Origin of the sequence: Pseudomonas sp. P9_35, from assembly GCF_034008205.1 — a bacterium.
Lineage (GTDB): Bacteria > Pseudomonadota > Gammaproteobacteria > Pseudomonadales > Pseudomonadaceae > Aquipseudomonas > Aquipseudomonas kilonensis.
On the sequence record NZ_CP125373.1, the window covers coordinates 6,295,299 to 6,318,979 of the forward strand.

Genomic DNA, 23,681 nt, shown 5'->3' on the forward strand with positions numbered 1-23,681 from the left:
AGCCCAGCCTTTTATTCTCGCTGGGCGAGGCCCTCGCAGGCACCTCGCTCAGAGCCTAGCACTTAGCCTTGCAACGCACTGAGCGTCAGGTCCAGGCACTGTCGCGCCTTGGTCACCAATTCATCGATCTCGGCCTTGCTGATCACCAGCGGCGGCGCAATGATCATGGTGTCGCCCACCGCGCGCATGATCAGCCCGTTATCGAAGCAGAACTGCCGGCAGATCATGCCCACGCCCTTGCCTTCGTAGCGCTTGCGCGTGGCCTTGTCCTGAACCAGCTCGATCGCCCCCAGCAAACCGACCCCGCGCACTTCACCCACCAGCGGATGATCGTTCAGTTCCCGCAAACGCTTCTGCAAATAGGGTGCCGTTTCAGCATGGACGCGCTCGATGATCTTTTCGTCGCGCAGGATGCGGATGTTTTCCAGGGCCACTGCCGCGGCCACCGGATGACCGGAATAGGTAAACCCGTGGTTGAAGTCGCCGCCTTCGTTGAGCACCGCGACCACGTCGTCACGCACGATCAGCCCACCCATGGGGATGTAGCCGGAGGTCAGGCCCTTGGCGATGGTCATCATGTGCGGTTTCAACCCGTAATGATCGGTACCGAACCACTCACCGGTACGGCCGAAGCCACAGATCACTTCGTCGGCCACGAACAGGATGTCGTACTTGGCGAGGATTTCCTTCATGCGCGGCCAGTAGCTGTCCGGCGGCACGATCACGCCACCGGCGCCCTGGATCGGCTCGGCGATGAAGGCGCCGACGTTGTCCACGCCGAGCTCCAGAATCTTTTCTTCCAACTGGTTGGCCGCCCACACACCGAACTCTTCGGGGCTCATGTCGCCGCCTTCGCCGAACCAGTAAGGCTGGGCGATGTGGACAATGCCCGGGATCGGCAGGTCGCCCTGCTCGTGCATATAGGTCATGCCACCCAGGCTCGCGCCGGCCACGGTCGAGCCGTGATAACCGTTCTTGCGGCTGATGATGACTTTCTTGTTCGGCTGGCCCTTGATCGCCCAATAGTGGCGGACCATCCGCAGCATGGTGTCGTTGCCCTCGGAGCCGGAGCCGGTGAAGAACACGTGGTTCATGCCTTCAGGGGCGATGTCGGCGATGGCTTTGGACAATTCCAGCACTGGCGGGTGGGCGGTCTGGAAGAACAGGTTGTAGTACGGCAGCTCGCGCATCTGTTGACTGGCGGCGTCGGCCAGTTCCTCGCGGCCATAACCGACGGCCACACACCAGAGGCCGGCCATGCCGTCGAGGATCTTGTTGCCTTCACTGTCCCAGAGGTAGACGCCCTTGGCGTGGGTGATGATGCGCGGGCCTTTCTCTTTGAGCTGCTTGAAGTCGCTGAACGGCGCCAGGTGGTGATCGTTGCTCAGGGCCTGCCATTCACGGGTTTGCGGGTTATTGCGGGTCATGCCAATTCTCCTGTTATCGGTGAGGGCGAAGCTGCCTGAAGCAGCCCCGCCCGGCGCTTCAGACGGCAAAGAGCAGGAATTCCCGCTCCCACGAACTGATCACGCGCTTGAAGTTTTCATGCTCGGCCCGCTTGACCGCGACGTAGCCTGTGATGAATTTCTTGCCCAGGTATTTCTCGATGGTGGTGCTGTTTTCCATGCGTTCCAGGGCGTCTTCGATGGTCAGCGGCAAACGCAGGTTGCGGCGTTCGTAGCCTCGGCCCACCACCGGCGCGCTCGGGTTGATGCCTTCGACCATGCCGATGAAGCCACACAGCAGGCTCGCGGCAATCGCCAGGTACGGGTTGGCATCGGCGCCCGGCAAGCGGTTTTCCACCCGACGGTTCTGCGGCCCGGCATCCGGCACGCGCAGGCCCACGGTGCGGTTCTCTTCGCCCCACTCCACGTTCACTGGCGCCGACGTGTCCGGCAGGAAGCGGCGGAACGAGTTGACGTTGGGGGCGAACAGCGGCAACAGCTCGGGGATGAATTTCTGCAAGCCACCGATGTGGTGCAGGAACAGATCGCTCATGGTCCCGTCTTCATTGGAGAAGACGTTCTTGCCGGTTTCCTTGTCGATGATGCTCTGGTGCAGGTGCATCGCACTGCCCGGCTCGCCGGTCATGGGCTTGGCCATGAAGGTGGCAGCCACGTCGTGCTTGAGTGCCGCTTCGCGCATGGTGCGCTTGAATACCAGGATCTGGTCGGCCAGGGACAGAGCGTCGCCATGACGGAAATTGATTTCCATCTGCGCCGTGCCATCCTCGTGGATCAGGGTATCGAGGTCCAGTTCCTGCAGCTCGCACCAGTCGTAGACGTCTTCGAACAGCGGGTCGAATTCGTTGGCCGCCTCGATCGAAAAAGACTGGCGGCCGGTTTCCGGGCGGCCGGAGCGGCCAATGGGCGGTTGCAGCGGAAAGTCCGGGTCGTCGCTGCGTTTGGTCAGGTAGAACTCCATTTCCGGCGCGACGATCGGCTGCCAACCCTTGTCGGCGTAGAGCTTGAGCACTTTCTTGAGCACGTTGCGCGGCGACAGCTCGATGGGGTTGCCCTGCTTGTCGTAGGCGTCGTGGATGACCTGGGCTGTGGGCTCGATGGCCCAGGGCACAAGGAATACTGCGTTCTCGTCCGGGCGGCAGATCATGTCGATGTCGGCAGGATCGAGCAGTTCGTAATAGATGTCGTCTTCGACATAGTCGCCCGTCACGGTCTGGAGCAGAACGCTCTCGGGCAGGCGCATGCCTTTCTCGGCGATGAACTTGTTGGTCGGCGAGATCTTGCCCCGGGTGATACCGGTGAGGTCGCCAATCATGCATTCGACTTCTGTGATCTTGTGGTCTTTCAACCAATCGGTGAGCTGGTCGAGGTTGTTACTCATAAATGCCTCTAGGCGTGAGTTTCCTGACTGCTATTAATCGTCAGGCGTTGTTTGACGCATCGGCGTCGCGTTGTGCTGCCCTTGCTCGGCAGGCATCGCCAAATGCCTGGAAAATCGCAAGGTAGTGCGGGTTAGAGCTTACCTCCCATTCGGGGTGCCATTGCACACCTAAAGCAAAAGCCTTGCCTTCTGGCACCGAAATAGCCTCGATCAGGCCGTCGGGGGCCACCGCTTCGGCCCGCAACCCAGGCGCCAGGCGCTCGATGCCTTGGCTGTGGATCGAGTTGACCTCTATCAGCTGGGGCAGCCCCAGGCCTGCCAGTACGCCGCCAGGCTGGATATGCACGGCGTGGGCAGGGCCGTATTGGACATCCACCGCTTGAGTATCGTCTTCACGATGATCGATGAAGGTTCCGACTTCGTGAACTTTCTGATGCAGGCTGCCGCCAAAGGCTACGTTCATCTCCTGGAAACCTCGGCAAATGCCCAGCACCGGGATGCCCGCAGCGACAGCGGCGCGGATCAGCGGCAAGGTGGTGGCGTCCCGTGCAGGATCATGAGCAGTGCCTGGCGCACTGGCCGGGCCCTGGTAATGAAAAGGTTCTACATTGGAAGGAGAGCCGGTAAAGAGAATACCGTCCAGGGCGTCCAGAATATCGGACGGCGGGAACAGATCCGCCAGGGACGCAAGCAGCACTGGCAGGCCCTTGGCGGCTGTCGCGACAGCCCGGGAATATTTATCGCCACTGATGTGATAAGCATGCAGACCAATCTGCCTGGAGCAGGTGGTGACGCCGATTAACGGCAGGCCAGACATGAAGCACCCCGGTATTATTGCTGTTATGGGTTTGAATCGAGCTTAGCCTTGTTCATTTTTTTACACAACACCCCCGTAAAAAATACAACACGGCCCGCTCAAGCCCGCGGGCGCCAAGACCCTTAAAGGGAAAAAAACGCCCTAAATTGCCTCAAAAAAGCCTTGAAGGTGCTTTTTTAGGGCAAAAAAGGCCCTGCTTGACTTCGGCATGCCGTTCGGGTTGACTGGCTTTCGAAGAGATCAATGATTGATATTTTTAACAACAAAGGTGTTGCATCATGTCGGTACCCCCGCGTGCCGTTCAGCTTAACGAAGCGAACGCGTTCCTTAAGGAACATCCTGAGGTTCTGTACGTTGACCTTCTGATTGCGGATATGAATGGTGTGGTGCGCGGCAAGCGCATAGAACGCACCAGCCTCCACAAGGTTTACGAGAAAGGCATCAACCTGCCGGCCTCTTTATTTGCCCTGGATATCAATGGCTCTACGGTGGAAAGCACCGGCCTGGGTCTGGACATCGGCGATGCCGACCGGATCTGCTATCCAATCCCTGACACCCTGTGCAACGAGCCTTGGCAGAAGCGCCCTACTGCGCAACTGTTGATGACCATGCACGAACTCGAAGGCGAGCCTTTCTTCGCCGACCCGCGTGAAGTCCTGCGCCAAGTCGTGACCAAGTTCGATGAACTGGGCCTGACCATCTGCGCCGCATTCGAGCTGGAGTTCTACCTGATCGACCAGGAGAACGTGAATGGACGCCCACAACCGCCTCGCTCGCCGATCTCCGGCAAACGCCCGCACTCGACCCAGGTCTACCTGATCGATGACCTCGACGAATACGTCGATTGCCTCCAGGACATTCTGGAAGGGGCCAAGGAGCAAGGCATTCCCGCCGACGCCATCGTCAAGGAAAGTGCCCCGGCGCAGTTCGAAGTGAACCTGCACCACGTGGCCGATCCGATCAAGGCCTGCGACTATGCGGTCCTGCTCAAGCGTCTGATCAAGAACATCGCCTACGACCATGAAATGGACACCACCTTCATGGCCAAGCCGTATCCGGGCCAGGCGGGTAATGGTCTGCACGTCCACATCTCGATTCTTGATAAAGATGGCAAGAATATCTTTGCCAGCGAGGATCCCGAGCAGAACGCCGCACTGCGTCACGCGATCGGCGGTGTGCTCGAGACCCTGCCCGCGCAGATGGCTTTCCTCTGCCCGAACGTCAACTCCTACCGTCGTTTCGGCGCACAGTTCTACGTGCCGAACTCGCCGACCTGGGGCCTGGACAACCGCACCGTGGCCTTGCGCGTTCCTACCGGTTCGGCCGATGCCGTGCGCCTGGAACACCGCGTCGCCGGCGCCGATGCCAACCCCTATCTGCTGATGGCCGCCGTGCTGGCGGGCGTACACCATGGCCTGACCAACAAGATCGAGCCCGGTGCGCCGGTGGAAGGCAACAGCTACGAACAGAACGAGCAAAGCCTGCCGAACAACCTGCGCGATGCCCTGCGCGAGCTGGACGACAGCGAAGTCATGGCCAAGTACATCGACCCGAAATACATCGATATCTTCGTGGCCTGCAAGGAAAGCGAGCTGGAGGAGTTCGAACACTCCATCTCCGACCTCGAGTACAACTGGTACCTGCATACCGTGTAAGCGGCTGCGGTAAACAAGAAACGCCGCAGGCCTTATGGCCTGCGGCGTTTTTTTATGTATTTGGGTGAATGGCCGCCTTCGGCGGATCGCGAGCAAGCTCGCTCCCACAGGGGATTTTCGGTGCACTGATTTGAGGGTCAGCACACACCCAATGTGGGAGCGAGCTTGCTCGCGATGGCGACCGGGAAGACAACACAGGACCCGACTCGTACAATGCCCGGCAGCCCCGCAGGAGACGTCCATGACGCGCATCGCCACCCCCCGCAAACCCCGCGCACGCAGCCAGGCCCGGATCGACACCATTCTTGATGCCGCCCGTACGCTGCTTGCCGCCGAAGGCGTGGCCAGCCTGTCGATCTACAGCGTCGCCGAGCGCGCCGGGATCCCGCCCTCTTCCGTGTACCACTTCTTCGCCAGCGTCCCGGCCCTGCTCGAAGCCCTGACCGCCGACATCCACGCCGCCTTTCGCGCCGGCCTGCAAGCACCGATCGATCATGCGGCGTTGAACCATTGGCACGACCTGTCACGGCTGGTGGAACAGCGCATGCTCACCATCTACAGCCAGGACGCCGCCGCTCGCCAACTGATCCTGGCCCAGCACGGCCTGACCGAAGTCATCCAGGCCGACCGCCAGCACGACCTCGAGCTGGGCGACCTGATGCATAAGGTGTTCAACCACCATTTCGAGCTGCCGAGCTTGCCCAAAGACGTCGACGTATTCGCCCTGGCCATGGAACTGGGCGACCGCGTCTACGCCCGCTCGGTACAACAACACGGCCAGATCACCCCGCGCATGGCCGAAGAAGGCATGCGGGTGTTCGATGCGTACCTGGGGCTGTACCTGCCGCCGTATCTGCCCAAGCGTGAAGCCCTCTGACCCATTGATCGTTCCCACGTCCGCGTGGGAATGCAGCCAGGGACGCTCCGCGCGCCCAAGAGCCGAACGCGGAGCATCCGTAGAGGCATTCCCACGCAGAGCGTGGGAACGATAAGCCCCGAAGGGCTCGCGCCGTCCGGGGCTGTGGGTCAAGCATCGCTCACAACTTGGCGATAGACACCTCGGTGGATTTGACGAAGGCAATCACTTCGCTGCCGATCGCCAGTTCCAACTCCTTGACCGAGCGGGTAGTGATGACCGACGTGACAATGCCCGAAGCGGTCTGCACGTCGATTTCCGACAGCACGTCGCCTTCGACGATTTCCTTGATAGTGCCTTTGAACTGGTTGCGTACGTTGATGGCTTTGATAGTCATGGTGTCGATTCCTGTCTGGATGAAGTTATTGCGCCCAACGCAATTGCGTGGGCAAGGGTGAAACGGGTTCGGGTTCCGGCGGTTGGCCGGGCAAGGACAGCACACGGTTGAGAACTTCGGTTTCCAGGCTCGCCAGCCGATGAGAGCCGCGAACCCGTGGGCGTGGCAGGTCGATGGGCAGGTCGAGGCCGATCTGGCCGTCCTCGATCAGGATCACCCGATCGGCAATCGCTACCGCCTCGCTGACGTCGTGGGTCACCAGCAACACCGTGAAACCGTGCTGCTGCCAGAGGTTTTCGATCAGTTGCTGCATCTCGATGCGGGTCAGTGCGTCCAGCGCCCCCAAGGGTTCGTCGAGCAGCAACAGGCGTGGCTGATGAATCAGCGCGCGGGCCAGGGCCACTCGTTGTTTCTGCCCGCCGGACAACGCCGCCGGCCACTCATGGGCGCGGTCGGCCAAGCCGACGGCTTCCAGTGCTTGCAGCGCCTGCGGGCGCCAGTTGCCTTTTAATCCAAGGCCGACGTTGTCGATGACTTTTTTCCAAGGCAGCAAACGCGCTTCCTGGAACATCAACCGCGTGTCCTGTTGCGCAGCACTCAGCGGCGCCGAGCCCGCCAACAGTTGACCATCGGTAGGCTGATCGAGACCGGCCAGCAACCGCAGCAAGGTACTTTTGCCACAGCCACTGCGACCGACCACGGCCACGAACTGCCCGGCCGGGATATGCAGGTCGATGTCGCGCAACACCTGGCGCGTGCCGAAGGTTTTTTGCAGCTTGCGCACCGCCAGCGGGATGCCACGCAGCAGGCGCGGAGGTTGTTGGGCGGTCATGCGGCACCTCCCTTGTTCACTTGGTAGGCCGGGTGCCAACGCAGCCAGACCCGCTCAAGCCCACGGGCGGCAAGGTCGGCCAATTTGCCCAGCACGGCATACAGAAGAATCGCCAGCACCACCACATCGGTCTGCAGGAACTCCCGGGCATTCATCGCCAGATAACCGATGCCGGAGCTGGCCGAGATGGTTTCCGCCACGATCAGCGTCAGCCACATGAAACCCAGGGCAAAGCGCACACCCACCAGGATCGAAGGCAAGGCGCCCGGCAAAATCACCTGGCGAAACAGGCTGAAGCCGGACAAACCGTAGCTGCGGGACATTTCCACCAGCGCCGGGTCGACGTTGCGAATGCCGTGGTAGGTGTTGAGGTAGATCGGGAACAACGTACCCAGCGCCACCAGGAAAATCTTCGCCGACTCATCGATGCCAAACCACAGGATCACCAGCGGAATCAGCGCCAGGTGCGGCACGTTCCGCACCATCTGCACCGAACTGTCCAGCAGGCGTTCGCCCCATTTCGACAAACCGGTGATGAAGCCCAGGGCCAGGCCGATGCCGCCGCCGATCAGGAATCCGACTGCTGCGCGCCACCCGCTGATCGCCAGGTGCGTCCAGATCTCGCCGCTGCGCACCAGGCTGATCCCGGCTTCGATCACGGCCACAGGTGCCGGCAGGATCCGCGTGGATAACCAACCGGCCGATACCGACAGTTGCCATACCGCCAGCAACAGCAGTGGCACCGCCCAGGGCGCGAGGGTGTGGATGATTTTCTTCATGGCCGCCTCAGCTCTGGGACGCAGCTTTGGGAAGAATATCGTTTGCGACCATTTCACCGAACGGGCTCACATAGCCCTGGCTTTTCGGTAATTCCGGACGCTCGACGTCCAGGTGTGGGAACAACAGTTCCGCCACGCGATAGGACTCTTCCAGGTGTGGATAACCGGAGAAGATAAAGGTGTCGATGCCAAGGTCAGCGTATTCCTTGACCCGCGCCGCCACGGTCGGGCCATCGCCCACCAGCGCCGTACCGGCACCGCCGCGCACCAGGCCGACGCCGGCCCAGAGGTTGGGGCTGACTTCCAGCTTGTCGCGACGGCCACCGTGCAGCGCGGCCATGCGTTGCTGGCCCACTGAGTCGAAGCGCGCCAGGGAAGCCTGGGCACGGGCGATGGTGTCGTCGTCCAGGTGGGAGATCAGCCGGTCGGCTGCTTGCCAGGCTTCGGCGTTGGTTTCACGCACGATCACATGCAGGCGGATGCCGAAGCGTACCGTACGCCCCAATTTCGCAGCCTTGGCCCGTACTTGTTCGATCTTTTGCGCGACGGCTGCTGGCGGCTCGCCCCAGGTCAGCACCATTTCCACCTGCTCGGCGGCCAAATCCTGGGCGGCTTCCGACGAGCCACCGAAATACAGCGGCGGACGCGGTTGCTGGATCGGTGGATAGAGCAGCTTGGCGCCCTTCACACTGATGTGCTCACCGTCGTAATCCACGGTTTCGCCTTCCAGCACCCGACGCCAGATGCGGGTGAATTCCACCGACGCCTGGTAGCGTTGCTCGTGGTCGAGGAACAGGCCGTCGCCAGCCAACTCATCCGGGTCGCCGCCGGTCACCAGGTTGAACAGCGCACGTCCGCCGGACAGCCGGTCCAGGGTCGCAGCCTGACGCGCGGCCACCGTCGGGGAAATGATCCCGGGACGCAGGGCAACGAGGAATTTCAGGCGCTGGGTCACCGGAATCAACGAAGCGGCCACCAGCCAGGAGTCCTCGCAGGAACGCCCGGTGGGGATCAGCACACCGCCGAAACCCAGTCGATCCGCCGCCTGGGCGACTTGTTGCAGGTAACCGTGATCGACGGCGCGGGCGCCTTCGGCAGTGCCAAGGTAATGGCCGTCGCCGTGGGTAGGCAGGAACCAGAAAATATTGAGGCTCATGGAGTGGTCTCCTAAGGAATCGAATTACTGCGCTTTCGCAACGGCCGCCGGCGGCGTCCAGATCACGTCCTTGATGCTCAAGGGTTTGGGAATCAATTTGAGCTGATAGAAGCTGTCGGCGATTTTCTGCTGCGCCGCCACCACCTCCGGCGTGAGGAACAACGCCCCATAGCCTTGGCGTTTCACCGACGTCAGGGTGATGTCCGCCGGCAGGCCGAGCAGCGGCGATACCTGCTTGGTCACGTCGTCAGGATTGGCCCTGGACCACTCCCCCACTGCGCGCACCTCTTCCACCAGCGTCGTGATGACCTGGGGATTTTTTTGCGCATAGGGTTTGGTGGCCAGGTAGAACTGGTGGTTGTCGACGATGCCTTTGCCGTCACGCAGGGTGCGTGCCTGCAACTGCTGTTCGGCGGCAGCCTGGTACGGATCCCAGATCACCCAGGCGTCGACGCTGCCACGCTCGAACGCGGCGCGGGCGTCGGCCGGTGGCAGGAAAACGGTCTGGATGTCGGAATACTTCAGGCCGGCATCTTCCAGCGCTCGCACCAGCAGGTAGTGAACGTTGGAGCCTTTGTTCAGCGCGACTTTCTTGCCCTTGAGGTCTTGCACCGATTGGATGGCCGAGCCTTTGGGCACCAGGATCGCCTCGCTGGTGGGCGCCGGTGGCTCGTAAGCGACGTAGAGCAGATCGGCGCCTGCGGCCTGGGCAAACACCGGCGGGGTTTCACCGGTCACGCCAAAGTCGATGGAACCGACGTTCAAGCCCTCAAGCAGCTGCGGGCCACCGGGGAACTCGGTCCATTGCACGTCCACGCCTTGGGCGGCGAGACGTTTTTCCAATGTTCCCTTGGCTTTGAGCAGCACCAGGGTGCCGTATTTCTGGTAACCGATCCGCAAGGTCTCGGCTTGAGCTTGAGTAATGACGCCGAGGGACACAGCCGCAGCAAACAGAGCGACCAGCCCGCGACGCAAAATGACAGTGCGCATGGCGCCTCTCCTTTTTGCTGTGGGGTTTTGGCTGCACCTGCTGGGCCGTTGACGGCTGAGTAAGGTGAGTTGAATCAGGGTGTTCGGGGTTCAAATGCTCCAGCGAGCACTCAACAAACGTTCGTTCAATACATTTGGGTCCAACGGCCTGGGCCGACGGGCCATGGCGCTGAAAAACTGTTCCAGCGCCTCGTCCAGGCGCTGTTGCAGGGCCGGTACCAATTGCGCCTGGGCGCTGCCTTCGCCGTAAGCGATCTGGCTATCTTCAGCAAAGATCCCATGGAGCATTTCCTGGGCCTTGAGCGCAGACAACACCGGCTTGAGGGCGTAGTCCACTGCCAGCATGTGGGCGATGCTGCCGCCGGTTGCCATCGGCAACACCACTTTATGAGCCAGGGCCCGTTCAGGCAGCAGGTCCAGCACGGTCTTCAGCGCACCGGAAAAAGACGCCTTGTACACCGGCGTGGCAATCAACAGGCCGTCGGCATTTTCGATCTGCTGGAGCAGGTCGATCACCTTCGGGCTGTCGAAACGGGCATGGAGCAGATCTTCGGCCGGAAAGTCGCGTACCTGATAGCTCACCACTTCCACACCTTGCTGCTGCAACCAGCGTTGCGACCGCTCCAGCAGCACCCCGGAGCGGGAGCGTTGGCTGGGACTGCCACCGAGTGAGACGACCAACATGCCTGCCATTCCTTAACTGTCACGTGCGATTCGCGGTGGGCGATCTCGCTGTATGGGTCAAACCATAACAGGGGATTAATATATCTTTAAATCATATTTATTCATTTGGTTATGCAATTTGGAGATATGAAACCCACTCTCTTCAAGCAATAAAAAAAGGCCGTCGAAACGGCCAAAACCCTTGGTGCACAGAAATCCCCTGTGGGAGCGAGCTTGCTCGCGATAGCGGTGTATCAGTCGACATCGACGTTGGCAGATCCGACGCCATCGCGAGCAAGCTCGCTCCCACAGCTTCAGAGTCAGGTTCAGGGGTTGCGTCAGCGATTGGGCTGCGGGGTCAGGCGCAGGTAAGGCTTCACGGCGCGGTAACCCTTGGGAAAACGCTGCTTGAGTTCCTCTTCATCCTTGAGCGACGGCACGATCACCACTTCATCGCCGTCCTGCCAGTTGGCCGGGGTGGCGACTTTGTAGTTGTCGGTCAATTGGAGCGAGTCGATCACCCGCAGGATCTCATTGAAATTGCGCCCGGTACTGGCCGGGTAGGTAATGGTCAGGCGGATCTTCTTGTTCGGGTCGATCACGAACAAGGAACGCACAGTCAAAGTGTCGCTGGCGTTGGGATGGATCAGGTCGTACAGGTCCGACACCTTGCGGTCGGCATCGGCCAGGATCGGAAAATTGACCACGGCGTTCTGGGTCTCGTTGATGTCCTCGATCCATTTGTGGTGCGAGTCCACCGGGTCAACCGAGAGGGCAATGGCCTTGACCCCGCGCTGGGCGAATTCGTCCTTGAGCTTGGCGGTCAGGCCCAACTCGGTGGTGCACACCGGGGTGAAATCCGCCGGGTGGGAAAACAGCACGCCCCAGCTGTCGCCGAGCCATTCGTGGAAGCGAATCTTGCCGGCGCTGGAATCCTGTTCGAAGTCGGGGGCGATGTCGCCGAGTCTGAGGCTCATGGTGCGGCTCCTGGATGAGGTTGTTGTGAGCCCAACTTTGCACCGCTTTCGATTGCTTTAAAAAGAATAAATATCCATTTATCTAGATCGATAGGGAATATAAAAAACTGTTCACTGGCGCCACAACACATAGCGGCCCAAGATCATTTCCGAGGTTTCGAGAAGGCCTCGAGTTGCTGAAAAGAGGAGAAGGTTCGGGGAAGGCTACAGGGGTGGGCCAGACCCGAAACGCAAAAGCCCCGCCCGGCGTGTTGCCGGGCGGGGCTTTTTTTTGTTTTGTACCCACACTGCGGAAATTATTGACGCGATTTCAGGACGAGCGGCTAGGATAGGCAGCATGAACACTCAAGCCTTGTTGGCCCATCTGCAAAACCATCTCCCTGGACTGCTGGCGGTTTACCTGTTCGGCAGCCATGCACAGGGCACCGCCGGGCCTGACAGTGATGTCGATATAGCTGTGCTCTTGTCCGGCGAGGTCGATCCTGTGTCGTTATGGCAGCTTTCAGGTGATTTGGCGGATATCGCGGGCAGTCCGGTGGATCTGATCGATCTACGCGAGGCAACGACCGTGATGCAGTACCAGATCCTTACCCGAGGTCAGAGGCTCTGGGCCAGAGACGTACAGGCGGGGTTGTTCGAGTGTTTTATTCTCAGCGAAAAAACCGCTCTCGATGAGGCTCGGGCGGGATTGCTCAAGGATATTCAGAAAGAAGGCAGCGTGTATGGCCGATGACGTACTGATCAATAAAGCAGCGAGTATCGAGCGTTGCGTTGCCAGGGTGCGAGAGGAATACGAGAAAGATCCCGCTACCTTTGCCACCGATTTCACTCGCCAGGATTCGGCCGTCCTGAACATCCAGCGTGCGTGCGAAGCGGCACTGGATATGGGACAGCATTTGATTCGACGTGAGCGATTGGGGGTCCCGCAAAGTGCCCGCGATACATTCGAGTTGCTTTTTCAAGGGGGCTGGGTGGAAGAAGGCCTGGTGAAGAACCTGAAGAACATGGTGGGCTTCAGGAATATCGCCGTGCATGACTACCAAGCCCTGCAGTTGCCGATCATGATCGCGATCATTACCGGACATCTGGATGACTTTCTTGCATTCAGCACATTCATCCTGCGTAAGGACGCGGCGGAGTCCGCACCATAGCGGCGGGAACGCTAAGAGAACCCTCTCGCGTCCCCAAAAACGCAAAAGCCCCGCCCGGCGTGCTGCCGGGCGGGGCTTTTTTTACTTCGCTACGTCTTACATGAAGTTGTAAGTGTAGTTGAAGATCAGGCGGGTCTGATCCTGGTCGGCAATACCGGTGCTGCTGCCACGGTAGGTACCGTGACGCAGGGTGGTGCCGAAGCCTTTCAGAGGGCCTTGCTGGACGACGTAGTCCAGGCGCATGTCACGTTCCCACTCGGAAGTGTCGCTGCCGCCGGTAGCCGACTTGATGTCATCACCGTGCAGGTAGGCAATCGAAGCCTTCAGGCCTGGAGCACCCAGGGCCGTGAAGTCGTAGGAGTATTGACCGAAGGTGGTGTTTTCACCGGCACGGACAAACGCGTTGATCATGCTGTCGGTGAACAGGTAGAAGCTGGAACCACCCGCGCCTTCGTTACGACCGGCGTCATTGAGCAGGCTGCCCTGGTTCAGGTAGACGAAGCCACCGTCATCACCGACTTGTTGATGACCCAACAGGAACGCGCTGCCACCCAGGGTGTAAGTGAACATGGCGCTCCAGGTCTTGTTATCGACCTCGCCCGGGTTCTTGGCGTAGCCACCGTTGTTGTTGAAGCGATAGCCCGCATCACCGTTGCGGCCATCCGAGCTGCTGTCGAAGTAACGCAGGTCAGTCTTGAACGACTGGCCTTCGCTGATCGGGAAAACGTGTACTGCGCCCAGGAAGTGCTGCTTGTAGTAATCCTGCAGGTTGGCGTAGTAGTACTGCAGCGTCAGGTCCTTGGTGACCTTCCAGTCGGCACCGCCGTAACGGAACTGGTTGCTGTCTTCAGTACCGCCGTTTACCGACATGCCAGTGCTGTTGGTGCCGGCACGACCCACAACGTGTTCCAGCTGACCGGCGTTGAACGTCACATTGTCGATTTCCTTGGAGGTGATGGTGCCACCTTCAAAGGTTTGTGGCAGCAGACGACCGTCGCTGGCGACCAGGATCGGCAGGTTAGGCGCCAGGGCACCACCCAGGTGGGCCTCGGTCTTGGAGAACAGCGCCTTCACGTTGCCAGACAGACGGCTCCAGTCGTGTACGGCGGAGCCATCGGAATCGCTTGGAACGAAGGAGTTGCTATCCGGGTGATGGCCTCTGCCGCCATCGAGGTGGATACCAACCAGCGCTTGGGCATCGATACCGAAACCAACGACGCCTTGAGTGAAGCCGGACTTGTAGTCGAATTTCAGGCCAGTAGCCGTCTCACGCTGGTCATTGCCGCCTTCGCGGTTATCGTTATCAAAGTACAGGGTACGAGAACTGACAGACGCCTTGCTGTCCTCGATAAAACCGGCGGCGCCTGCCTGCTGCGCCAAAACCCCAACGGCCACAGCCAGGGCCAAGGTGGACTTGTTCATGCTTCGCTCCTCTCGTTTTCTAATTCTTGTGTGTCTTTGGTTCCGGATCGAACGCCCGGATTCCGCGGATGCGCGATTAGCGCCAGACCGTGACTGACAAGTCAATCGTAACCATTTATGACTACGACTATGGTCTAACCCCCACTACACCGGATCGCAGGATAATGGATTGTTTATAATTCCAAAAAGAATTGTTTCAACAGTTTTCAGCTCATTTCGACATATGAGTGCCATCACAGCACCATCAGGCCGTGACATGACTTATCGGCGACGCAGGGAATTACTGAATGCTGATTCGTCGGGGATTTACGAGGCCCGTGAATTCTTGGCGGCGAGATCTGTTTGCGCGCCTCCTGCGCCTTCGATTCCTGTTCAAGACAGCGCGCACATGCCGCGATCTTGACGTGTTCCAGACTAGCTGCTCATTGTCTGAAATCAAGAAGATCGCGACAGCGCAAATTTTCCGACGGCCGCTTACAAGGATTTTTCGAAGATTTTCGAGTTGCGCTGGTAGTTGTAGAGCGAAGCCCGCGCCGCCGGCAGGCGCTCGACACTGCTGGGTTCAAAGCCACGTTCACGGAACCAGTGGGCGGTCCGGGTCGTCAGCACGAACAGCGTCTTGAGCCCCTGGGCGCGGGCCCGGGTTTCGATCCGCTCCAGCAGCTCATCGCCCCGGCCACCATGGCGGTACTCCGGGTTCACGGCCAGGCAGGCCAGTTCCCCGGCGTCCGAATCGGCAATCTGGTACAACGCCGCGCAAGCGATGATCATGCCTTCGCGCTCGACCACGCTGAACTGCTCAATCTCGCGCTCCAGCACTTCGCGGGAGCGACGCACCAGGATCCCCTGCTCTTCCAGCGGGCTGATCAGGTCCAGCAGGCCGCCAACATCCTCAATGGCCGCTTCGCGTACCACCTCGAATTGCTCCTGGGCCACCAGCGTCCCGCTGCCATCGCGGGTGAACAGTTCGGCCAGTAGCGCACCGTTCTCGGCATAGCTGACGATATGGCTGCGCGCGACGCCGCCCCGACAGGCCTGGGCTGCCGCATCCAGCAATTCGGCCTGATAGTCGCTGCCCAGGCGTTGCATATGGCCCGGAACCTGTTGCGGGCGCAATTCGCGAACCAGCCGCCCGTCCTCACCGATAAGCCCCTGTTCGGCACCGAACAGCAGCAGCTTGTCGGCTGCCAGGTCGATGGCTGCCCGGGTGGCAACGTCTTCACAGGCGAGGTTGAAGATCTCTCCGGTGGGCGAATAACCCAACGGCGACAGCAGCACGATGGAGCGCTCGTCCAGCAAGCGATTGATGCCCTTGCGATCGACCCGGCGCACTTCACCGGTGTGGTGATAATCCACGCCTTCAAGCACGCCGATTGGCCGCGCGGTGACCAGGTTGCCGCTGGCGACTCGCAGCCGCGAGCCCTGCATGGGCGAAGAGGCCATGTCCATGGACAGGCGGGCCTCGATGGCGATGCGCAGCTGGCCGACCGCGTCGATCACGCACTCCAGGGTCGCGGCATCGGTGATGCGCATGCCGTGGTGGTAATGAGGCGTGAGGCCCCGTGCAGCGAGGCGGGTCTCGATCTGCGGGCGCGAACCATGGACCAGCACCAGGCGCACGCCGAGGCTGTGCAACAGCACCAGGTCGTGGACGATGTTGCCGAAATTAGGGTGTTCCACCCCGTCGCCGGGCAGCATGACGATGAAGGTGCAATCGCGGTGGGCGTTGATGTAGGGCGAAGCGTGACGAAGCCAATTGACGTATTCGGGCATGAACCTGGACCTGTAATAAATAACAGCCAAAACAAAGACGAAACAGAACGCACAACGGGGCTGGTGGTTATCGTCGGAACAGGCTTGGCGACACGCGCGCTCTCCTCATGTGATGAATACGGCCCCGCAAGGGGGCAATTTAACCGACCGTGGCCGGCGTCAGGCAGTAATGGCCGATCAACTGCCGCAACAACTGTACGGTAGGTTGCAAACGTGACATTTCAAGGTACTCGCCCGGCTGGTGGGCGCAGGCGATATCGCCAGGACCGAGCACCAGGGTTTCGCAGCCAAGGCGCTGAAGATAAGGCGCTTCGGTGCCAAACGCCACTGCTTCGGCACGATGGCCGGTAAGTCGCTCGGCCACCCGTACCAGCTCGCAGTCTTCGGCCTGCTCGAAGGGTGGCACTTCGGGGAACAGCGGTGCGTAGTCGATCTTGACTTGATGGCGTTCGGCGATGGGGTTCAGCTTCTGTTGGATCGCCGCCCGCAGCACTTGCGGGTCCATGCCCGGCAACGGGCGCAGGTCGAATTCCATGGAGCATTGGCCGCAGATGCGGTTGGGATTGTCGCCGCCATGGATGCAGCCGAAGTTCAGGGTCGGTTGTGGCACGGTGAACTGCGGGTTACGGAACTCACGTTGCCATTGCAGGCGCAGTCCGCGCAGTTCGCCCATGGCATCGTGCATGGCTTCCAGCGCGCTGTGGCCCAGGCTCGGATCGGAGGAATGGCCGCTGCGCCCGAGAATGTCGATGCGCTCCATCATCACGCCTTTGTGCAGGCGAATCGGCCGCAGGCCGGTCGGCTCACCGATCACCGCCGCACGCCCCAGTGGTCGCCCGGCATCGGCCAGGGCGCGGGCGCCGGACATGGAGCTTTCTTCGTCGCAGGTCGCGAGGATCAGCAGCGGTTGCTTGAACGGTTGGTCCAGCAGCGGCTTGACCGCTTCGATGGCCAAGGCGAAAAAACCCTTCATGTCACAACTGCCCAGGCCCACCCAGCGGCCATCGACCTCGGTGAGCTTCAGCGGATCGGTCTGCCACAACGCGCCGTCGAACGGCACCGTGTCGCTGTGGCCAGCCAGCACCAGGCCGCCGGGACCGCTGCCAAAACTGGCCAGCAGGTTGAATTTGCCGGGGTTGACCTGCTGGATATCACAGCAGAACCCCAGCTCAGTGAGCCAGCCTGCCAGCAGCTCGATCACGGCACTGTTGGACTGGTCCAGCCCAGGCTGGGTACAACTGACCGAAGGTGCGGCGATCAGGGCAGCGAATTGATCTTTCATGGACGGCAAAGGCATCGCTGACTCCGGGCTTACAGATTGACGTTCATCATAGAACCATCTGGACCCAGGAATAAACCTAGGGCGAGTGAGTCCTGTACACTGCACGGCCTTGGCAGCCACACCTTCCCCCGGCTGCACACCCGATCCCTGGATTTTCCGGCCATGCAGAAAGAAACCGAAATCAAACTCCGCGTCAGCCGCGAGACCCTGGCAGCCTTGCGCGAGCATCCGCTGCTGAAAAAACGCAACAAGAGTGGCTGGGAACGCCACGAACTGATGAACCAGTATTTCGACACGCCGGAGCGTGACCTGGCCCAGGCCAAGGTCGCCCTGCGCCTGCGTCGCGACGGCGAAGAAGTGATCCAGACCCTCAAGACCCGCGGCCAGAGCGTCGCCGGCTTGTCCGAGCGCAACGAGTACGATTGGCACCTGCCCAAGGCCAAGCTCGACCTGAAGAAGCTCGACGGCGAATGCTGGCCCGAGGCCTTGGCCGAACTGGACAAGAAAACCCTCAAGGCCATCTTCACCACCGATTTCGTTCGCGAACGCGCTGAAATCGCCTGGGGCCGTGGCAAAAGCAAGGTGGTCATCGAAGCCGCCCTGGACCTGGGCCATGTGGTGGTCGGCAAGCAGAAGGAAGAAATCTGCGAACTGGAGCTGGAACTGCGCGAAGGCGAACCCGCCGCCCTGCTGGAACTGGCCGCCGAGCTGGCCGCGACCCTGCCCCTGATGCCCTGCGACATCAGCAAGGCCGAGCGTGGCTATCGCCTGTATGACGCGGGCAGCTACGCCCTGAGCCTGCCAGCGCCACAACTGACCGCCGAAACGCCGCTGGATGACGCCTTCGCCGCGCTGAGCTGGCACCTGCTCGGCAGCAGCCAGCGCCTGGCCGAACAATACCGTTTCAACGGCCATTGGCGCCTGCTGCAGGACTGGGTGGAAAACCTCGCCGAACTGCGTGCCCTGCTCAGCAGCCTCGGCCAGGCCGCACCGCGCCAATCGACCCACGACTTGCGCCTGGCCCTGGACGCGTTGCTGGAAGACTGGCGCCCACTGGTCCAGGCCGGCCTGGATGACGAAGACGTGCGCAAGGCGGCACCGGAACAGTTCCTTGAAGAGCTGCAAGACCCGCGCTGGGGCCTGTTTTCCCTCAACACTTCACGCTGGCTGTTGGCGCGCAGCTGGGCCGCCGAGCGCAACACCCGTGGCAATCGCCAGGGCGCGGCGCAACTGGGCAGCTGGCTGCCGCGCCTGCTCGGCGAAGAATCCTCGTCCCTGCAACTGCAACGCTACCAGCAGCAGCCGGAAGACCTGGCCGAGCAACTGCCGCGTATCGAACGCATCCAGGCCTGGCTGCACCACGCCCGCCATGTGCTGGAGATCCCGGAAATGGATCGCCTCTACGGTGAACTGAACAAACTGGCGCAATTGGCCAACCAACCGATCACCGACGAAACGCTGGATGCGCGCAAGCAACAGGCGATTGCGGTTTACCAGAATCGGGCCTGGAAGACTTTGTTGCGCCTGTAAGATCGCCATCGCGAGCAAGCTCGCTCCCACAGGGGTCTATATCGAGATCCAATGTGGGAGCGAGCTTGCTCGCGATGAGGCCAGCACAAACACCGCAGAAACCAGCTCAGCGCAGCACCGGCAAACTCGTCGTCGACTTGATCTCCGACAGCGCCACGATCGAGTTCACTTCCTGGATCCCCGGCACCATCGACAGCTTTTCGAAAAAGAATCGCTCATACGCCTCGATGTCCGCCGTGACGATGCGCAGCAGAAAATCCACCGACCCCATCAGCACGTAACACTCCAGCACTTCGGGAAAGCCGCGGATCGCCTCGGTGAACTCGGTGAAGTTCGAACGGCCGTGGGCGTTGAGTTTGATTTCGGCGAAGATCTGCGTGTTAAGGCCGATTTTCTTGCGATCCAGCAGGGTCACCTGGCCACGAATGATGCCCTCTTCCTTCATCCGCTGGATCCGCCGCCAGCATGGCGATTGCGACAAGCCGACCTGTTCAGCGATCTGCGCACTGGACAGCGAGGCATCCTCCTGCAGCAGCGCCAGTATCCTGCGGTCATAGCTATCCAATTCGCTGTGCATAATCAAACCCGAAATGATTGATGTAGAGAATCAAGCGATTCGAAATGTCGCCAGAATCACTCATCTTAGATAAGAAATACCCCGCCTGGCATGTAAATATTTCTCCCGCCACCAAGGAGACCGAACATGCCCCCACTCGAAGCCGTTGCCGTTGCCGTAGTCCCGACCCGCACCGACGTCTGGCACGCCGCCAACACCCATTGTCGGGTGCAGTACCAGATATTGGCCGAAGCCGAGCCGGATTTACTGTGTCGGGCGTTGAACCTGTTTGCCTTGCAGGGCCTGACGCCGCAGCGGGTTCACGTAGAACGCCCAGGCGATATGCTATCGCTGGACATCGTCATGGACGGGCTGAGCTGGCACCGTGCCCAGGTCATCGCTGAAAAATTACGTAACCTGATCAGCGTCTGCTCGGTGGACCTGCAAGACGCTGATATTGCGCACGTTGGGCCGGCCCAAGCCGTCTGTTGAACACCCACGGGCAAGAATTGGTAACGCATTGGTCGGGTAGTGGCCCAACGGCCTACGAGGTCGGGACTATTCTTTTGCAGACCGAGCGAGGACGCCGAAGCGTCTGTATCGCGGCTTTGCTGCAATTGTCCAATAGGAACCCGCATGTCCACCAAACACGCCACTCAGGACCGCTGGCTGGACCTCAACGATCTGCTGCGCCAACTGGTCACCCAGGGCCTCATCAGCCAGGATTCAGCCGAAACCGCGCTGAACGCCCGCCGACGCCACAGCGCCAATAGCCAGTTGCATCCGCTGGAGTTCATCGCCAACCAGCACCTGGACGACCTCAGCCGACCCGGCAAGCGCCTGGACCTGGAGAACCTGACCCTGTGGTTGTCCCAGCAGGCCGACCAGCCCTACATGCGCATCGACCCGCTGAAAATCAACGTCGCGGCCGTGACACCCTTGATGTCCTATGCCTTTGCCCAGCGCCACAAGATCCTTGCGGTGGCGGTCGATCGTGACGCCGTCACCGTCGCCAGCGCACAGCCCTACGTCAACAGTTGGGAAGCCGACCTGACCCACGTGCTCAAGCTGCCGATCAAGCGGGTGGTCGCCAACCCGGTGGACATCCAGCGCTTGAGCGTGGAGTTCTATCGCCTGGCCAAATCGGTCAGCGGCGCCACCACGGTCGATCAGCAACCGAGCAACCTGAGCAATTTCGAACAGTTGCTCAACCTGGGCGCCAGCGACCAGGAGCCGGACGCCAACGACGCCCACATCGTCAATATTGTCGACTGGCTGTTCCAGTACGCCTTCCAGCAACGCGCCAGTGATATCCACATCGAACCGCGCCGCGAGCAGGGCACCGTGCGGTTTCGCATCGACGGCGTGCTGCACACCGTCTATCAGTTCCCGCCGCAGGTCACGATGGCAATCGTCAGCCGTCTCAAGAGCCTGGGGCGGATGAACGTCGCGGAAAAACGCAAACCCCAGGACGGCCGGGTCAAGACCAAGACCCCGGACGGCGGCGAAGTGGAATTGCGCCTGTCGACCTTGCCCACCGCGTTCGGCGAAAAAATGGTCATGCGGATTTTCGACCCGGAAGTGCTGCTCAAGGACTTCGACCAACTCGGCTTCTCCGCCGACGACCTGCGCCGCTGGCAGGACATGACCCGCCAGCCCAACGGCATCATCCTGGTGACCGGGCCTACCGGCTCCGGCAAGACCACCACCCTCTACACCACCCTCAAGAAGCTGGCGACGCCAGAAGTGAACCTCTGCACCATCGAGGACCCGATTGAAATGGTCGAGGCCTCTTTCAACCAGATGCAGGTCCAGCACAACATCGACCTGACCTTCGCTGCCGGGGTGCGGGCGCTGATGCGGCAAGACCCGGACATCATCATGATCGGTGAGATCCGCGACCTGGAGACTGCCGAGATGGCGATCCAGGCGGCGCTCACCGGGCACCTTGTGCTGTCGACGCTGCACACCAACGACGCGCCGAGCGCCATCAGCCGCCTGCTGGAGCTGGGTGTGCCCCATTACCTGATCAAGGCCACCGTGCTCGGAGTCATGGCCCAGCGACTGGTGCGCACCTTGTGCCCGCAATGCAAGGCGCCCCTGACCCTGGACGAAGATGACTGGCAAACCCTGACGCGGCCCTGGCAGGCGCCACTGCCGAGCAACGCCCAACAGGCCGTCGGTTGCCTGGAATGCCGTGACACCGGTTACCGCGGCCGCGCCGGCGTCTACGAAATCATGCAACTGACCGACAGCGTCAAGGCCTTGATCCACCCCGACACCGACCTGCTGGCGGTGCGCCGCCAGGCATTCAAGGAAGGCATGCGCAGCCTGCGACTGTCGGGGGCGCAAAAGGTGGCGGCGGGCTTGACCACGGTCGAGGAAGTGTTGCGGGTGACGCCGCAGAGCGAGCAGAAGTAGCTGTGGCAGCACCTGTGGCGAAAGGCTGTGGGAGCAAGGCTTGCCCGCGATGAAAATGACGCGGTCTCCCGGGGAAGCAAGGCGCCCGCATCGCGAGCAAGCTTTGCTCCCACAGAGTGATGATACTGGCCGCGTGCCCTACACTCAGGGCTCGCAGGTCCATCTCAATTCGCACAGGGAACCGTCATGCAGATCGGTAGTGTACTTTTACTTTTCATCGGCCTCGTGGTCGCCATCCTGTTCATGGGTTTCAAGGTCGTGCCCCAGGGCTACCAATGGACCGTCGAGCGGTTCGGGCGCTACACCAACACGCTCAAGCCCGGCCTGAATATCATCATCCCGGTGATGGATCGCATCGGGCGCAAGATCAATGTCATGGAAAGCGTGCTGGACATCCCGCCCCAGGAAGTCATCACTGCCGACAACGCCACGGTACAGATCGACGCCGTGTGTTTCTTCCAGGTGGTCAATACGGCCCAGGCTGCCTACGAGGTGAACAACCTCGAGCACGCCATCCGCAACCTGCTGCAAACCAATATCCGTACCGTGCTGGGGTCCATGGAGCTGGACGCGATGCTGAGCCAGCGCGACGGTATCAACGAAAAACTGCTGCGCACCGTCGATGAAGCCACAGCCCCGTGGGGCATCAAGATCACCCGGATCGAGATCAAGGACATCAGCCCACCGGCCGACCTGATGGCCGCCATGTCGGGGCAGATGAAAGCCGAACGTATCAAGCGTGCCCAGATCCTCGAAGCCGAGGGCCTGCGAGCGTCGGCGATTCTCACCGCCGAAGGCAAGAAGCAGGCGCAAATCCTCGAGGCCGAGGGCAGCCGCCAGGCCGCGTTCCTGGAATCCGAGGCCCGCGAGCGCCAGGCACAAGCCGAAGCGCTGGCCACCCAGGTGGTGTCCCAGGCGATTGCCGACGGCAACGTCCAGGCCGTGAACTACTTCGTCGCGCAGAAGTACATCGATGCGCTGGGCAAACTGGCTTCGGCCAACAACAGCAAGGTGATCCTGATGCCACTGGAAGCCAGCCAGGTCATCGGTGCGGTCGGCGGCATTGGCGAGATCGTCAAGGCCACCTTCGACAGCAAGAAAGCCTGAGGCACGCGTATGTGGATGTTCCTGCAACACATGTCGTACTGGGACTGGCTGGCGCTGGGCGTCATCCTGCTGATCCTCGAAGTGTTCGGCGCCGGCGGCTACTTGCTGTGGATCGGCATGGCCGCCGCGGCGGTCGGCGTGCTCACGTTCATCCTGCCGCAGATGCCGTGGGAGCTGCAGTTCCTGTTGTTCGGCCTGTTCGCCATCGCAACAGCGCTGTACTGGTGGCGGCGCCAGCGCAGCGCGGTGCGCCAAAGCGATCAGCCGCACCTGAACCTGCGCGGGCAAGAGCTGATCGGCAAGGTCTTCCAGGTTCATGAAGCGATTGTCGATGGCCGCGGCAAGATCAAGGTGGCCGACAGTGTCTGGCTGGCCAAGGGGCCCGAGTCGTCCGTGGGAATGCGGGTCAGGGTGGTGGCGCAGGAAGGCGCGGTGCTGCAGGTGGAACGGGCTGACTGACAAGGCATGGAACT

Annotated in this window: 23 protein-coding genes; 9 read left to right on the forward strand and 14 right to left on the reverse strand. The window is 60.9% G+C overall.

All coding sequences use genetic code 11. The features are described from left to right. Window positions 1-62 precede the first annotated feature (62 nt). Genes QMK47_RS28110 through QMK47_RS28120 form a run of 3 tightly spaced genes read right to left on the reverse strand, consistent with a single transcriptional unit; the run spans window position 63 to window position 3,661 of the window. A complete protein-coding gene (locus QMK47_RS28110; protein WP_024617270.1) occupies window positions 63-1,427 on the reverse strand; it encodes an aspartate aminotransferase family protein in 1,365 nt (454 codons plus the stop codon). A 58-nt stretch (window positions 1,428-1,485) separates the two neighbouring features. Next, complete coding sequence (locus QMK47_RS28115) at window positions 1,486-2,844, reverse strand: glutamine synthetase family protein (protein ID WP_003206640.1); 1,359 nt, start codon at window positions 2,842-2,844, stop codon at window positions 1,486-1,488. Window positions 2,845-2,884: 40 nt separating this feature from the next. Then, complete coding sequence (locus QMK47_RS28120) at window positions 2,885-3,661, reverse strand: gamma-glutamyl-gamma-aminobutyrate hydrolase family protein (protein WP_320389603.1); 777 nt, start codon at window positions 3,659-3,661, stop codon at window positions 2,885-2,887. A gap of 278 nt (window positions 3,662-3,939) precedes the next feature. Here QMK47_RS28120 and QMK47_RS28125 point away from each other — a divergent pair, with 278 nt between their 5' ends. Beyond that, window positions 3,940-5,316: a glutamine synthetase family protein gene (locus QMK47_RS28125; RefSeq protein WP_003177396.1), complete on the forward strand. Its 1,377-nt coding sequence runs from the start codon at window positions 3,940-3,942 to the stop codon at window positions 5,314-5,316. A 241-nt stretch (window positions 5,317-5,557) separates the two neighbouring features. Continuing rightward, entirely contained in the window at window positions 5,558-6,193 is a 636-nt protein-coding gene (locus QMK47_RS28130) for a TetR/AcrR family transcriptional regulator (protein WP_024617268.1), read from the forward strand. 160 nt (window positions 6,194-6,353) lie between these two features. Here QMK47_RS28130 and QMK47_RS28135 read toward each other — a convergent pair whose 3' ends face one another. The 7 genes from QMK47_RS28135 to QMK47_RS28165 form a co-directional block, all read right to left on the reverse strand. Then, window positions 6,354-6,569, reverse strand: a complete 216-nt coding sequence (locus tag QMK47_RS28135; protein ID WP_003177394.1) for a TOBE domain-containing protein — start codon at window positions 6,567-6,569, stop codon at window positions 6,354-6,356. Between the two features lie 25 nt (window positions 6,570-6,594). Further along, a complete protein-coding gene (gene ssuB / locus QMK47_RS28140; RefSeq protein ID WP_003206644.1) occupies window positions 6,595-7,401 on the reverse strand; it encodes an aliphatic sulfonates ABC transporter ATP-binding protein in 807 nt (268 codons plus the stop codon). Continuing rightward, complete coding sequence (ssuC, locus tag QMK47_RS28145) at window positions 7,398-8,180, reverse strand: aliphatic sulfonate ABC transporter permease SsuC (protein WP_253470291.1); 783 nt, start codon at window positions 8,178-8,180, stop codon at window positions 7,398-7,400. Before ssuC ends, ssuB begins: the two co-directional genes overlap by 4 nt. Before the next feature lie 7 nt (window positions 8,181-8,187). Then, window positions 8,188-9,336 carry an FMNH2-dependent alkanesulfonate monooxygenase gene (gene ssuD / locus QMK47_RS28150; protein WP_018610594.1) on the reverse strand — a complete coding sequence of 383 codons (1,149 nt, stop codon included), beginning with the start codon at window positions 9,334-9,336 and terminating at the stop codon, window positions 8,188-8,190. Window positions 9,337-9,360: 24 nt separating this feature from the next. Next, window positions 9,361-10,326 (reverse strand): sulfonate ABC transporter substrate-binding protein, encoded by a 966-nt coding sequence (locus QMK47_RS28155; protein WP_223472092.1) that lies wholly within the window; start codon window positions 10,324-10,326, stop codon window positions 9,361-9,363. Window positions 10,327-10,416: 90 nt separating this feature from the next. Continuing rightward, complete coding sequence (gene ssuE, locus QMK47_RS28160; RefSeq protein ID WP_223472091.1) at window positions 10,417-11,010, reverse strand: NADPH-dependent FMN reductase; 594 nt, start codon at window positions 11,008-11,010, stop codon at window positions 10,417-10,419. Between the two features lie 317 nt (window positions 11,011-11,327). Next, window positions 11,328-11,966 (reverse strand): peroxiredoxin, encoded by a 639-nt coding sequence (locus QMK47_RS28165; protein WP_024617266.1) that lies wholly within the window; start codon window positions 11,964-11,966, stop codon window positions 11,328-11,330. 337 nt (window positions 11,967-12,303) lie between these two features. On the opposite strand from QMK47_RS28165, the gene mntA reads away from it, so the two are divergent. Further along, window positions 12,304-12,699 carry a type VII toxin-antitoxin system MntA family adenylyltransferase antitoxin gene (gene mntA, locus QMK47_RS28170; protein ID WP_320389604.1) on the forward strand — a complete coding sequence of 132 codons (396 nt, stop codon included), beginning with the start codon at window positions 12,304-12,306 and terminating at the stop codon, window positions 12,697-12,699. Next, on the forward strand, window positions 12,689-13,117 hold the full coding sequence (hepT, locus tag QMK47_RS28175) for a type VII toxin-antitoxin system HepT family RNase toxin (protein ID WP_320389605.1): 429 nt from the start codon (window positions 12,689-12,691) through the stop codon (window positions 13,115-13,117). The genes mntA and hepT overlap by 11 nt, the downstream gene beginning before the upstream one ends. Before the next feature lie 96 nt (window positions 13,118-13,213). Here the strand turns inward: hepT and QMK47_RS28180 are convergent, their stop codons facing one another. The 3 genes from QMK47_RS28180 to argE all read right to left on the reverse strand — a co-directional run bounded on the left by QMK47_RS28180 (window position 13,214) and on the right by argE (window position 17,609). Continuing rightward, the gene (locus QMK47_RS28180; protein WP_214510043.1) at window positions 13,214-14,539 is read right to left on the reverse strand and encodes an OprD family porin; all 1,326 of its coding nucleotides are present in this window, start codon (window positions 14,537-14,539) and stop codon (window positions 13,214-13,216) included. Between the two features lie 474 nt (window positions 14,540-15,013). Further along, window positions 15,014-16,312 (reverse strand): amino-acid N-acetyltransferase, encoded by a 1,299-nt coding sequence (gene argA / locus QMK47_RS28185; RefSeq protein ID WP_214510044.1) that lies wholly within the window; start codon window positions 16,310-16,312, stop codon window positions 15,014-15,016. Between the two features lie 139 nt (window positions 16,313-16,451). After that, complete coding sequence (argE, locus tag QMK47_RS28190; RefSeq protein ID WP_253470296.1) at window positions 16,452-17,609, reverse strand: acetylornithine deacetylase; 1,158 nt, start codon at window positions 17,607-17,609, stop codon at window positions 16,452-16,454. Between the two features lie 147 nt (window positions 17,610-17,756). On the opposite strand from argE, the gene QMK47_RS28195 reads away from it, so the two are divergent. Beyond that, complete coding sequence (locus QMK47_RS28195; RefSeq protein WP_013694509.1) at window positions 17,757-19,124, forward strand: inorganic triphosphatase; 1,368 nt, start codon at window positions 17,757-17,759, stop codon at window positions 19,122-19,124. 106 nt (window positions 19,125-19,230) lie between these two features. On the opposite strand, the gene QMK47_RS28200 is transcribed toward QMK47_RS28195, so the two are convergent. Continuing rightward, on the reverse strand, window positions 19,231-19,701 hold the full coding sequence (locus QMK47_RS28200) for an Lrp/AsnC family transcriptional regulator (protein ID WP_057449489.1): 471 nt from the start codon (window positions 19,699-19,701) through the stop codon (window positions 19,231-19,233). Window positions 19,702-19,827: 126 nt separating this feature from the next. On the opposite strand from QMK47_RS28200, the gene QMK47_RS28205 reads away from it, so the two are divergent. The 4 genes from QMK47_RS28205 (at window position 19,828) to QMK47_RS28220 (ending at window position 23,667) form a co-directional block, all read left to right on the forward strand. Beyond that, window positions 19,828-20,172 (forward strand): hypothetical protein, encoded by a 345-nt coding sequence (locus QMK47_RS28205; RefSeq protein WP_320389606.1) that lies wholly within the window; start codon window positions 19,828-19,830, stop codon window positions 20,170-20,172. Between the two features lie 144 nt (window positions 20,173-20,316). After that, on the forward strand, window positions 20,317-22,101 hold the full coding sequence (locus QMK47_RS28210) for a GspE/PulE family protein (RefSeq protein WP_253470300.1): 1,785 nt from the start codon (window positions 20,317-20,319) through the stop codon (window positions 22,099-22,101). Between the two features lie 186 nt (window positions 22,102-22,287). Continuing rightward, on the forward strand, window positions 22,288-23,208 hold the full coding sequence (locus QMK47_RS28215) for an SPFH domain-containing protein (RefSeq protein ID WP_003206668.1): 921 nt from the start codon (window positions 22,288-22,290) through the stop codon (window positions 23,206-23,208). A gap of 9 nt (window positions 23,209-23,217) precedes the next feature. Next, entirely contained in the window at window positions 23,218-23,667 is a 450-nt protein-coding gene (locus QMK47_RS28220) for an NfeD family protein (RefSeq protein WP_253470301.1), read from the forward strand. Window positions 23,668-23,681: the final 14 nt, after the last annotated feature.

Excerpts from the sequence above, each read along its gene's own strand:
- QMK47_RS28110 (WP_024617270.1), bottom strand. The coding sequence starts at position 1,427 with ATGACCCGCAATAACCCGCAAACCCGTGAATGGCAGGCCCTGAGCAAC.
- QMK47_RS28115 (WP_003206640.1), bottom strand. The coding sequence starts at position 2,844 with ATGAGTAACAACCTCGACCAGCTCACCGATTGGTTGAAAGACCACAAG.
- QMK47_RS28120 (WP_320389603.1), bottom strand. The coding sequence starts at position 3,661 with ATGTCTGGCCTGCCGTTAATCGGCGTCACCACCTGCTCCAGGCAGATT.
- QMK47_RS28125 (WP_003177396.1), top strand. The coding sequence starts at position 3,940 with ATGTCGGTACCCCCGCGTGCCGTTCAGCTTAACGAAGCGAACGCGTTC.
- QMK47_RS28130 (WP_024617268.1), top strand. The coding sequence starts at position 5,558 with ATGACGCGCATCGCCACCCCCCGCAAACCCCGCGCACGCAGCCAGGCC.
- QMK47_RS28135 (WP_003177394.1), bottom strand. The coding sequence starts at position 6,569 with ATGACTATCAAAGCCATCAACGTACGCAACCAGTTCAAAGGCACTATC.
- ssuB (WP_003206644.1), bottom strand. The coding sequence starts at position 7,401 with ATGACCGCCCAACAACCTCCGCGCCTGCTGCGTGGCATCCCGCTGGCG.
- ssuC (WP_253470291.1), bottom strand. The coding sequence starts at position 8,180 with ATGAAGAAAATCATCCACACCCTCGCGCCCTGGGCGGTGCCACTGCTG.
- ssuD (WP_018610594.1), bottom strand. The coding sequence starts at position 9,336 with ATGAGCCTCAATATTTTCTGGTTCCTGCCTACCCACGGCGACGGCCAT.
- QMK47_RS28155 (WP_223472092.1), bottom strand. The coding sequence starts at position 10,326 with ATGCGCACTGTCATTTTGCGTCGCGGGCTGGTCGCTCTGTTTGCTGCG.
- ssuE (WP_223472091.1), bottom strand. The coding sequence starts at position 11,010 with ATGTTGGTCGTCTCACTCGGTGGCAGTCCCAGCCAACGCTCCCGCTCC.
- QMK47_RS28165 (WP_024617266.1), bottom strand. The coding sequence starts at position 11,966 with ATGAGCCTCAGACTCGGCGACATCGCCCCCGACTTCGAACAGGATTCC.
- mntA (WP_320389604.1), top strand. The coding sequence starts at position 12,304 with ATGAACACTCAAGCCTTGTTGGCCCATCTGCAAAACCATCTCCCTGGA.
- hepT (WP_320389605.1), top strand. The coding sequence starts at position 12,689 with ATGGCCGATGACGTACTGATCAATAAAGCAGCGAGTATCGAGCGTTGC.
- QMK47_RS28180 (WP_214510043.1), bottom strand. The coding sequence starts at position 14,539 with ATGAACAAGTCCACCTTGGCCCTGGCTGTGGCCGTTGGGGTTTTGGCG.
- argA (WP_214510044.1), bottom strand. The coding sequence starts at position 16,312 with ATGCCCGAATACGTCAATTGGCTTCGTCACGCTTCGCCCTACATCAAC.
- argE (WP_253470296.1), bottom strand. The coding sequence starts at position 17,609 with ATGCCTTTGCCGTCCATGAAAGATCAATTCGCTGCCCTGATCGCCGCA.
- QMK47_RS28195 (WP_013694509.1), top strand. The coding sequence starts at position 17,757 with ATGCAGAAAGAAACCGAAATCAAACTCCGCGTCAGCCGCGAGACCCTG.
- QMK47_RS28200 (WP_057449489.1), bottom strand. The coding sequence starts at position 19,701 with ATGCACAGCGAATTGGATAGCTATGACCGCAGGATACTGGCGCTGCTG.
- QMK47_RS28205 (WP_320389606.1), top strand. The coding sequence starts at position 19,828 with ATGCCCCCACTCGAAGCCGTTGCCGTTGCCGTAGTCCCGACCCGCACC.
- QMK47_RS28210 (WP_253470300.1), top strand. The coding sequence starts at position 20,317 with ATGTCCACCAAACACGCCACTCAGGACCGCTGGCTGGACCTCAACGAT.
- QMK47_RS28215 (WP_003206668.1), top strand. The coding sequence starts at position 22,288 with ATGCAGATCGGTAGTGTACTTTTACTTTTCATCGGCCTCGTGGTCGCC.
- QMK47_RS28220 (WP_253470301.1), top strand. The coding sequence starts at position 23,218 with ATGTGGATGTTCCTGCAACACATGTCGTACTGGGACTGGCTGGCGCTG.